The 10,153-nt window shown below is 70.0% G+C and carries 11 protein-coding genes; all 11 read right to left on the bottom strand.

All coding sequences use genetic code 11. The features are described from left to right. Nucleotides 1-321 precede the first annotated feature (321 nt). Nucleotides 322-867 (bottom strand): adenine phosphoribosyltransferase, encoded by a 546-nt coding sequence (locus tag HY68_RS22560; protein ID WP_041991615.1) that lies wholly within the window; start codon nucleotides 865-867, stop codon nucleotides 322-324. After that, nucleotides 864-1,994 carry a protein translocase subunit SecF gene (gene secF, locus HY68_RS22555; protein WP_041991613.1) on the bottom strand — a complete coding sequence of 377 codons (1,131 nt, stop codon included), beginning with the start codon at nucleotides 1,992-1,994 and terminating at the stop codon, nucleotides 864-866. Before secF ends, HY68_RS22560 begins: the two co-directional genes overlap by 4 nt. Before the next feature lies 1 nt (nucleotide 1,995). Then, nucleotides 1,996-3,774: a protein translocase subunit SecD gene (gene secD / locus HY68_RS22550; protein ID WP_041991611.1), complete on the bottom strand. Its 1,779-nt coding sequence runs from the start codon at nucleotides 3,772-3,774 to the stop codon at nucleotides 1,996-1,998. Between the two features lie 153 nt (nucleotides 3,775-3,927). Next, the gene (gene yajC, locus HY68_RS22545; protein WP_041991609.1) at nucleotides 3,928-4,440 is read right to left on the bottom strand and encodes a preprotein translocase subunit YajC; all 513 of its coding nucleotides are present in this window, start codon (nucleotides 4,438-4,440) and stop codon (nucleotides 3,928-3,930) included. 166 nt (nucleotides 4,441-4,606) lie between these two features. Further along, on the bottom strand, nucleotides 4,607-5,686 hold the full coding sequence (gene ruvB, locus HY68_RS22540; RefSeq protein WP_041991606.1) for a Holliday junction branch migration DNA helicase RuvB: 1,080 nt from the start codon (nucleotides 5,684-5,686) through the stop codon (nucleotides 4,607-4,609). Between the two features lie 22 nt (nucleotides 5,687-5,708). Beyond that, nucleotides 5,709-6,332, bottom strand: coding sequence for a Holliday junction branch migration protein RuvA (gene ruvA, locus HY68_RS22535; protein WP_041991604.1), 624 nt, complete (start codon nucleotides 6,330-6,332; stop codon nucleotides 5,709-5,711). Further along, on the bottom strand, nucleotides 6,329-6,880 hold the full coding sequence (ruvC, locus tag HY68_RS22530) for a crossover junction endodeoxyribonuclease RuvC (protein ID WP_041991602.1): 552 nt from the start codon (nucleotides 6,878-6,880) through the stop codon (nucleotides 6,329-6,331). The genes ruvA and ruvC overlap by 4 nt, the downstream gene beginning before the upstream one ends. Before the next feature lie 110 nt (nucleotides 6,881-6,990). Beyond that, nucleotides 6,991-7,743: a YebC/PmpR family DNA-binding transcriptional regulator gene (locus HY68_RS22525; protein WP_041991600.1), complete on the bottom strand. Its 753-nt coding sequence runs from the start codon at nucleotides 7,741-7,743 to the stop codon at nucleotides 6,991-6,993. Between the two features lie 62 nt (nucleotides 7,744-7,805). Beyond that, nucleotides 7,806-8,378 (bottom strand): pyridoxal 5'-phosphate synthase glutaminase subunit PdxT, encoded by a 573-nt coding sequence (pdxT, locus tag HY68_RS22520; RefSeq protein ID WP_041996844.1) that lies wholly within the window; start codon nucleotides 8,376-8,378, stop codon nucleotides 7,806-7,808. Nucleotides 8,379-8,388: 10 nt separating this feature from the next. Then, nucleotides 8,389-9,291, bottom strand: coding sequence for a pyridoxal 5'-phosphate synthase lyase subunit PdxS (gene pdxS / locus HY68_RS22515; RefSeq protein WP_041991598.1), 903 nt, complete (start codon nucleotides 9,289-9,291; stop codon nucleotides 8,389-8,391). A gap of 98 nt (nucleotides 9,292-9,389) precedes the next feature. After that, nucleotides 9,390-9,935: a membrane protein gene (locus tag HY68_RS22510; protein WP_041991597.1), complete on the bottom strand. Its 546-nt coding sequence runs from the start codon at nucleotides 9,933-9,935 to the stop codon at nucleotides 9,390-9,392. Between the last annotated feature and the right edge of the window lie 218 nt (nucleotides 9,936-10,153).

The following is a 10,153-nucleotide window of genomic DNA, read 5'->3' as shown; positions in this document are numbered from 1 at the left end:
CGGGCGCCGGAGTCTCCGCCGGGGCCGTCTGCGCCGGATTCTGGGCGCGCTCCGCCTCGGGCGCTGCCGCGGGCTTCTCCTGCGGCGCGTCCGATGCCTTCGTTGCCCGGTTCTCGTGCTCGTCGGGCGTTGCGGCGGCCAGTGGCTGGGCCTCGTCTGGCAAGAGCGCTCCTCGTGCGGATCCGGGTCCCCCGGTCAGGCCCGAACCTCCATGGTATCGACCCTGGGCATTCCGCTCGCCCCGGGACTGGAGGGATTACACAACACAGGACGGGCGCCCGGTGTTCCCGGGCGCCCGTCCTGGTGTGCGTAAGAGATCGGTCAGACCGTGATCAGGGCCTCCAGCGGAGCCCCGCGCAGGGCCGGCTCCAGGCGGGCACGGCCCGCGAGGAAGCCGAGTTCCAGCAGTACGGCGACGCCCACGACCTCGGCGCCCGCCCGCCTGACCAGCTCAAGGGACGCCTCGGCCGTACCGCCGGTGGCCAGGACGTCGTCGATGACGATGACCCGGTCACCTTCGGCCAGGTCCTCGGCGTGCACCTCGATCTCGGCGCTGCCGTACTCCAGCTCGTACGTCTGCGACAGCGTCGCTCCCGGCAGCTTCCCCGCCTTGCGTACGGGGATGAAGCCGAGCCCGGCCCTGACGGCGACCGGGGCGGCGAGGATGAACCCGCGCGCCTCCAGACCGACGATCTTCGTGGCGCCCTGCCGGACACACACCTCGGCCAGCGCGTCGGTGAGCGCGGAGAACGCCTTGGGGTCGGCCAGCAGCGGGGTGATGTCCTTGAACATCACCCCCGGCTTGGGGTAGTCCGAGACGTCACGGATGCGGCTGAGCAGCAGCTCCCGTGTGCTGTCGTCCGTCATCGGCGCCGCCCCGAGGGCCGCCCGTTGTTGCGGTTGCGGCTGCGCGGTCCGTTGACCGAGCCGGCGGCGGCGGGAGTCGCACCGGCCGGGTCGCCGTCCGCCGGAGCGTCGTCGTCCGTGCCGTAGTCGGTCTGCTCGATCGACTCGCCCTTGGCCGCTGCGGCCGCCCGCTTGGCGAACACCCGCTTCTTCAGGGCCTTCATCTGCGGCTCGCTCTCCTTGAGGTCCGCCACCAGCGGGGTGGCGATGAAGATCGAGGAGTACGCACCGGCGGCGAGGCCGACGAACAGGGCCAGCGAGATGTCGTTCAGCGTGCCGGCACCGAGGAGGCCGCCGCCGATGAACAGCAGACCGGCGACCGGCAGCAGGGCGACCACCGTGGTGTTGATGGACCGCACCAGGGTGCCGTTGATCGAGCGGTTGGCGACCTCGCTGAAGGTCCAGCGGGACTGCTTGGTGATCCCCTTCGACTGCTCCTTGAGACTGTCGAAGACGACGACGGTGTCGTAGAGCGAGTAACCGAGAATGGTCAGCAGACCAATCACCGTGCCCGGTGTGACCTCGAAGCCGACGAGGGCGTAGACACCGACGGTGATGGTGAGGTCGTGGATCAGGGCGACGAGGGCGGCGACGGCCATCCGCCACTCGAAGGCGATGGCCAGATAGATCACCACCAGGACCAGGAAGATCCCCAGTCCGGTCCACGCCTTGTTGGCGACCGACTCTCCCCAGCTGGGACCGACCAGGTCGGCGGCGATCTTGCTCTCCGGGACGTTCAGGTCCTTGGAGAGCTCCGTCGTCACGGCGGCGGAGTTCTGCGGATTCAGGTCGCTGACCTGGATGCGCAGACCGTCGCTGCCGAGCTTCTGGACCACGACCTCGTGGCCGGGGGCCGCCGCCTCGGTGTCGGTCTGGGCCTTGGCGACCGAGGTGGTCGTGTGCTGAATGGTGAAGACAGCACCGCCCTTGAACTCGATGCCCATGTTGAGACCGCGCACCGCCAGGCCGACGATGGCCGTGATGGTGATCAGGATCGAGATCCCGTACCAGATCTTGCGCTTCCCGACGAAGTCGTAGCCGACCTCGCCACGGTAGAGCCGGGCGCCGAATGCACCGAGTCGCGACATCTCACGCCTCCTTCGGGTGGTCGGTGGGGCCGCCGGTGCGGCGGGAGCGGCGCAGGGGCGGCTTGGCCCCGAGACGCTTCGGGTCGAGACCCGACCACGGGCTGCCGCTGGAGAAGAACTTGGTGCGGGCGAGGAGCGTCATGACCGGCTTGGTGAAGAAGAACACCACGACCACGTCGAGGATCGTGGTCAGGCCGAGGGTGAACGCGAAGCCCTGCACCTTGCCGACCGTGACGAGGAACAGCACGGCTGCGGCGAGGAACGACACGAAGTCGGAGACCAGGACGGTGCGCCGGGCGCGCGGCCAGGCGCGCTCGACGGCGGGACGCAGGGTCCTGCCCTCTCTGATCTCGTCCCGGATCCGTTCGAAGTACACGATGAACGAGTCCGCCGTAATACCGATGGCGACGATCGCACCGCAGACCGCCGGCAGGTTCAGCGCGAAGCCGATACCCGGGCCGAGCAGCGACATGATCACGTACGTGAGGATGCCGGAGGTCAGCAGGCTGAGCAGCGCGATCAGCGACAGACCCCGGTAGTAGGCCACCAGGTAGATGATGACCAGGGCCAGCCCGATGGCGCCCGCGATCAGCCCCGCCTGGAGCTGTTCGGTGCCGAGCGCGGCGGTGACCGTACTGACGCTCTCCTCCTTGAAGGACAGCGGCAGCGCGCCGTACGAGAGCACGTTCGCGAGGTCCTGCGCGGACTGCTGGGTGAAGCTGCCGGAGATCTCGGCGCTGGCGCCGAGGGTCTGGCTCACCGAGGGCGCCGAGACGACGTTGCCGTCCAGCACGATGGCGAACTGGTTCATCGGCTGCTGCTGCTTCGAGAGCTTCGTGGTGATCGACTGGAACTTCTTCGTGCCGCCACCGGTGAAGTCGAGGGTGACGATCCACATGCCGCGCTGCGGGTCGAGGACGCCCTTGGACTTGGAGACGTCGGTGCCTTCGAGCTCGGCCGGGCCGAGGACGTACTTGGCCCACTGCTTGTCCGAGTCCTGACCGCAGGCCACGATCGTGTCCTTGGGCGCTGAGCTCTGGTTGACCGTGGTGCGCTGGGCCTTGCTCGTGCAGTTGAGGTTCTCGAACTTCTTCTGCAGAGCGGCCGTGGCCGGGTCCGGCGGCGGTGTCGCGGCCGGCGGGCTGGCCGGGGCGCTCGGGTCGGTCGCACCCGGGGTCGGCGTCGGCGAGGGCGCCTTCTTCAGGGCGCCCGTCACGGCACGGCCCTGGGTGGTGGCGCTGGACGACGGCGAGGCCTTGTCGCCCGACGTGCCCGCGGAGGACTCGGCGCTCGGCTTGCCGCTCGGGGAGCCGCTGGGCGAACCGGACGGCGACGCGCTGGGCGAGCCGGACGGCTGGGGCGCCGTCGGGCCGCCGGCGGCGACGGTGAGCACCGGCCGGAAGTACAGCTGGGCCGTCTGGCCGACCTGGTCGCGGGCCTGCTTCTCGTTCGTCCCCTTGGGGATGTTCACGATGATGTTCTTGGAGCCCTGGGTCTGAACCTCGGCCTCCGAGACACCAAGACCGTTGACACGCCGGTCGATGATGCTGACCGCCGTGTCCATGTTGGTCTTGTTGATCGCGTTCGGCTTGCCCGGCGTGTTCTTCGCCTCGAGCGTGATGCTCGTGCCGCCCGCGAGGTCGATCCCCAGCCGCGGCGTGACATGACCGGACCAGAACATCCCGCCCGTGAGGGCGACCATGACGATCAGGAACAGTGTCAGGGTGCGGCCCGGCTTGCCCCGCCCCGCCTGCCTTCGGCCCTTATTAGGTGCTGCCACCTTCTCGTTTCTCCCTGTCCAACCGCCCCTCGCCCGGTATGCGCCGGAGCGGCCACGAAGTGTTGTGAGGACCTGCCCCCGCAGAAATCGGCAGGGTCCGTGCACCGCTGAGGGCCGCAGGACGGCCCACGGTCGCGGTAGTCGCGGACGGGACTACTTCGCGTCGGCCTCGCCGTCGGCCTTGCTGTCCTTGGCGTCGGCCTCGGCCTTCGCGTCGGCCTTGGCGGCCTTCAGCTCGGGCTCGGCGTCGGCCGCCTCGTCGTCCTCGGGCTTCTTGCCGAGGTCGATCTTGGCCGTGGCAGGGGTGTCGCCGGCCTCGGTCAGGGAAGAAGCGTCGTCGGGGACGATCGCACCGTCACCCAGAGCGTCTTCCTGGGAGGGGTCTTCGCCGTGGACGATGCGGTTGTACTCCTCGTCGTCCATGACGGCGCCGATGGCGTTCTTGGCGTACACGGCGTGGACTCCGGGAGCTACCTCAAGGAGGACCATTTCGTCGTGCACCTCCTTGACGGTGGCGTACATGCCCCCGATCGTGCGGACGCCGATGCCGGGCTGCATGTCGTTGCGCATCGACGCGGCCGCCGCTTGCTTCTTCTTGGCGGACCGGGTCATCAGGAACATGGCCCCGATGAGCACGATGAAGGGGAGGATGGTCACGAGACTCACGGGAGGGAACTTCCTTCGCACGACCGCGCTTGTCGAACGGCCTTGTATACGGGGGTGGGCACACCGGCCCGGAAGGGCGGCATCGGCGGAGTCTAAGCGAGTCCGCATCATTGGAACAACGCCCAGCATCGCACCGGGGTTCCTCGGTTGGCGAGAGCGATCTCCGTCACGCCCCGAAGAGACCCTGTTGTCCGCTTGCGCCCGGTGTCTGCTGCGGGGGTGTGAGACCCATATGTGCCCAGGCGGCGGGCGTCGCCACCCGGCCGCGCGGGGTGCGCGCGAGCAGTCCCTCCCGTACGAGGAAGGGCTCGGCGACCTCTTCGACCGTCTCCCGCTCCTCCCCCACGGCGACCGCGAGGGTCGAAAGTCCCACGGGTCCGCCGCCGAACAGCTTCAGCAGCGCCTGGAGCACGGCCCGGTCGAGGCGGTCGAGTCCCCGGGCGTCGACCTCGTAGACCTTGAGGGCCACGGCAGCCACCTCACGGGTGATGAAGCCGTCGGCCTTGACCTGCGCGTAGTCCCGTACCCGGCGCAGCAGGCGGTTGGCGATACGGGGGGTGCCCCGGGAGCGTCCGGCGATCTCCGCGGCGCCCTCGGCGTCGATCTCCAGATCGAGCAGCTGCGCCGAGCGGTGCAGGACCCGCTCCAGCTCCACGCTCTCGTAGAACTCCATGTGCCCGGTGAAGCCGAACCGGTCGCGCAGCGGCGGCGGCAGCAGCCCGGCCCTGGTGGTGGCGCCGACCAGGGTGAACGGCGGAAGCTCCAGCGGGATGGCGGTCGCCCCCGGACCCTTGCCGACGATCACGTCGACCCGGTAGTCCTCCATGGCCATGTAGAGCATTTCCTCGGCGGGCCGCGACATCCGGTGGATCTCGTCGAGAAAGAGGACTTCGCCCTCCTGCAATGAGGAAAGGATCGCGGCGAGATCGCCCGCGTGCTGGATGGCGGGGCCCGAGGTGATCCGGATCGGCGCGTTCATCTCGGCTGCGATGATCATGGACAGCGTGGTCTTGCCGAGCCCCGGCGCCCCGGAGAGCAGCACATGGTCGGCGGTCGCGCCGCGCGCGCGGGCCGCCTTGAGCACCAGGTCGAGCTGTTCCCTGACGCGCTCCTGGCCGACGAACTCGTCGAGCGACTTGGGCCGCAGGGCCGCCTCGACGGCCTGATCCTCACCGTCGGCCGACGAGCCGACGAGCCGCTCGGCCTCGTCCGCCGTCGTCTCGCTGCTGCTGTCGTCCCAGCTCACTGAAGTACACCTCGGGGTCGGCTCAACGGGTTCGGTTCAGGCTCTGGAGCGCGGCGCGCAGCAGCTGCGGCACGGGGGGCTGCAGTCCTTCGGCGACGGCGGCCTCGGCCTGCGGCGCGACCAGCGCCACCGCCTCGTCCGCCTCGCGGGTGGCGTAGCCGAGGCCGATCAGCGCGGCGTGCAGCTGGTCGCTCCAGGAGGCGGAGACGGCCGTCCCGATGCCCTGTGCCCTGCCGGGGCCGACCGGCTCGCCGAGCCGGTCCTTCAGTTCGAGGAGCAGCTTCTGGGCGCCCTTCTTGCCGATGCCGGGCACGGCGGTCAGCGTCTTCTCGTCGCCCGTGGCGACCGCGACGCGCAGCGTGTCGGGGGCGTGCACGGCGAGCATCGCCTGGGCGAGCCGTGGCCCGACGCCGCTCGCGGTCTGGAGCAGTTCGAAGGTCTGCCGCTCGTCGTCGTCGGCGAACCCGTAGAGCGTCAGGGAGTCCTCCCTGACGACCAGTGAGGTGGCGAGCTTCGCCTGCTGTCCGACGCGCAGTTCGGCGAGGGTGCCGGGGGTGCACTGCACGGACATGCCGATGCCGCCGACCTCGATCACGGCCGTGGTCGGGGCGAGAGCGGCGACGGGGCCGCTGACGAAGGCGATCATCGGGTGACCTTACGTACGGAGGTGGGGATACGGGACGGGCGGGCGGCCGCGTGCGCCTGCTGGAGACGGTTCATGGCGGGGGCGCGCCAGATGTGGCAGATGGCGAGCGCCAGCGCGTCGGCGGCGTCGGCCGGCTTGGGCGGCGCCGCCAGCCGCAGCAGCCGGGTCACCATCGCGCCGACCTGCGCCTTGTCCGCCCGTCCGCTGCCGGTGACGGCGGCCTTGACCTCGCTGGGGGTGTGCAGGGCGACGGGGATGCCACGGCGCGAAGCGCAGAGCATGGCGACGGCGCTCGCCTGGGCCGTGCCCATCACCGTACGCACATTGTGCTGGGCGAACACCCGCTCCACCGCGACGAGTTCGGGCTTGTGCTCGTCCAGCCAGGCCTCGATGCCCTGCTCGATGGCGACCAGCCGCATGCCGATCTCCGCGTCGGCGGGCGTCCGCACCACTCCGACACCCAGCATCGTCAGGGGGCGGCCCGCCACACCCTCGACCACTCCGACACCGCACCGGGTCAGCCCGGGGTCAACGCCCAGAACCCGCATCGCACGCCTCCCCTTCAGTCGCTGATCAGCACAGTATCTGTCACGACTGACAACGCGACGGGCCGACGGGCGGGCGCGTCCCCCCGTCGGCCCGTCGGCATGAGGCCGCGTCAGGTGTCGACCTTCTCCATGACTTCGTCCGACACGTCGAAGTTGGCGAAGACGTTCTGCACGTCGTCGCTGTCCTCCAGCGCGTCGATCAGCTTGAAGATCTTGCGGGCGCCCTCTTCGTCCAGCTCGACCTGCATGGTCGGGACGAAGTTGGCGTCGGCCGAGTCGTAGTCGATGCCGGCCTCCTGGAGCGCGGTGCGCACCTGCACCAGGTCGGTGGCCTCGCTGAGCACCTCGAAGGTCTCGCCGAGGTCGTTGACCTCTTCGGCGCCCGCGTCGAGCACCGCGCCGAGCACGTCGTCCTCGCCCAGCTCACCCTTGGGGACGATGACGACGCCCTTGCGGTTGAAGAGGTACGAGACGGAACCGGGGTCGGCCATCGAGCCGCCGTTACGGGTCATCGCGACCCGCACGTCCGAGGCTGCGCGGTTGCGGTTGTCGGTGAGGCACTCGATGAGGACCGCGACACCGTTGGGCCCGTAGCCCTCGTACATGATCGTCTCGTAGTCGGCGCCACCGGCTTCGAGGCCGGAGCCGCGCTTGACCGCCGAGTCGATGTTCTTGTTGGGCACCGAGCTCTTCTTCGCCTTCTGGATGGCGTCGAACAGCGTCGGGTTGCCCTCGACATCGGCGCCGCCGGTGCGGGAAGCGACCTCGATGTTCTTGATCAGCTTCGCGAAGAGCTTGCCGCGCTTGGCATCGATCACGGCCTTCTTGTGCTTCGTCGTAGCCCATTTAGAGTGGCCGGACATCTGCCTGTCTCCTTCGCGTAACCAATCCTGCTCCGTTCGGCAGAGATCCTACCGGGACGGCGTCACCGGCAGGCGCGCACCATATCCGCGAAGAACCCGTGCAGCCGGTGATCACCCGTGAGTTCCGGGTGGAACGACGTCGCGAGGGCGTTCCGCTGCCGCACGGCGACGACATGGCCCCCGTGCTCGGCCAGCACCTCGACCTGCGCACCCACCGACTCCACCCACGGCGCGCGGATGAAGACACCCTCGACGGGACCGACCCCGGTGACGTCCACCGCCGCTTCGAACGACTCGTTCTGCCGTCCGAACGCGTTCCTGCGGACGATCATGTCGATACCGCCGATGGTCTCCTGGCCCGACCGCGGGTCGAGGATCTTCTCCGCCAGCATGATCATCCCCGCGCACGTGCCGTAGACCGGCATCCCGGCCCGTACCCGCTCACGCAGCGGCTGAAGCATGCCGAAGAGCACGGCCAGCTTCGACATGGTCGTGGACTCGCCGCCCGGCACGATCAGCCCGTCCACCTCGGCCAGCTCCTGCGGCCTGCGCACGGTCCCGGCCACGGCGCCGACCTCCGTCAGCGCCGCCAGATGCTCCCGGACGTCGCCCTGGAGCGCCAGGACCCCGATCAGGGGCGGCTGTTCACCAGCCACGGTTCGCGAAGTGCTCGGCGTCGGACAGGGTGTCGAGGTTGATGCCGACCATGGCCTCGCCGAGGTCGCGCGAGGCGTCCGCGATGATCTTCGGGTCGTCGAAGAACGTGGTGGCCTTGACGATCGCGGCCGCGCGCTTGGCCGGGTCGCCCGACTTGAAGATGCCGGACCCGACGAAGACGCCCTCGGCGCCGAGCTGACGCATCAGCGCCGCGTCCGCCGGGGTCGCCACACCGCCCGCCGAGAACAGCACCACGGGCAGCTTGCCCAGCTCGGCGACCTCCCGGACGATCTCGTACGGCGCGCGCAGCTCCTTGGCCGCCGCGTACAGCTCGTTGCTGTCGTACCCGCGCAGCCGGGCGATCTCGTTCTTGATCTGCCGCAGGTGGCGCACGGCCTCGACGACGTTGCCGGTGCCGGCCTCGCCCTTCGACCGGATCATGGCCGCGCCCTCGGCGATCCGCCGCAGCGCCTCACCCAGGTTGGTCGCACCGCACACGAACGGGGTGGTGAACGCCCACTTGTCCGAGTGGTTGACCTCGTCCGCGGGCGTCAGCACCTCCGACTCGTCGATGTAGTCGACGCCGAGCGACTGGAGGACCTGCGCCTCCACGAAGTGCCCGATCCGGGACTTGGCCATGACCGGGATCGACACCGCCCCGATGATCCCCTCGATCATGTCCGGGTCGGACATCCGGGCCACCCCGCCGTCCTTGCGGATGTCGGCGGGCACCCGCTCCAGAGCCATCACGGCCACCGCGCCTGCGTCCTCGGCGATCTTCGCCTGCTCCGGCGTGACGACGTCCATGATCACGCCGCCCTTGAGCTGCTCTGCCATGCCGCGCTTGACGCGTGCGGTGCCGGTTTCGGGGGTCTGGGGGCTGGTGGACACGGAGCGACCTCACTGGACTGGGAAGTATGTGGCTCCTTCAAGAGAACGCCTGGTCACCGGTCCACAGCAAGGGCCACCGGAGAGCCGGTGGATCCTTCTCAGCTCACCGGCCGGGCCGCGAGCGCGGTGGGCGGCTCGTCGTCCATCTCGAACGTCGGCGAGAACGGTGCGTGGCCGGCGAGCCGGAACCAGCGCACCTTGCGGTGCCGCCGCAGGGCGCGGGCGGCGCGTACGGCGTCGTTGTGGAAGAGCCGCGCCATCGGTACGCGGCGCACGGCGGCGGCGAGTTCGTCGGCCGCCTCCTCCCCGCCGGGCGCGGCCCGCACGGCCTCGACCTGCTCGGGCTCCCCGAACACGGCCCGCAACGCCTGGCTCAACTCGCTCTCCGCCACCTCCCGCTGCTCCTCCTCGGCCTGCCGGGCGGCGTGCGTGGCCTCGTACAGGACGAGCGAGGCGGCGGGATCGAGCAGGCCGGAGGTGGCGAGCTCCTGCGCGACGGACGCCCGCCGCAGCAACTGCGCGTCAAGGGCGGCGCGGGCGGCGTCGATACGGGCGTGCAGCCGGTCGAGCCGCCCGGCGGTCCAGCTCAGGTAGAGCCCGATGGCGATGGCGATGCCGACGATCCAGATGATGGTTTGCGTCACGTGCGCAGGCTAGTCGTCGTGCGGCGGGTGTTTGTCGTCCGGCCGGTGGTCGGTGCGGGGTGGTGGTTGCGGTGGTTGCCGGGGGCCGTTCCGGGGTCGCGTCCTGCGCGGTGTCGCCGTCCGGCGCGGTTCGGGGTTGCGGGTGGTGGTTGCGGTTGTCGCCGGGTGCCGTTCCGGGGAGGCGTCCTGCGCTGCATGATTTACGGCGCGTACTCCCC

The organism is Streptomyces sp. AcH 505, assembly GCF_000818175.1.
Classification (GTDB): Bacteria; Actinomycetota; Actinomycetes; order Streptomycetales; family Streptomycetaceae; genus Streptomyces.
The sequence above is the reverse complement of the archived record's forward strand: the minus strand, read 5'-3'. Positions and strand labels throughout refer to the sequence as shown.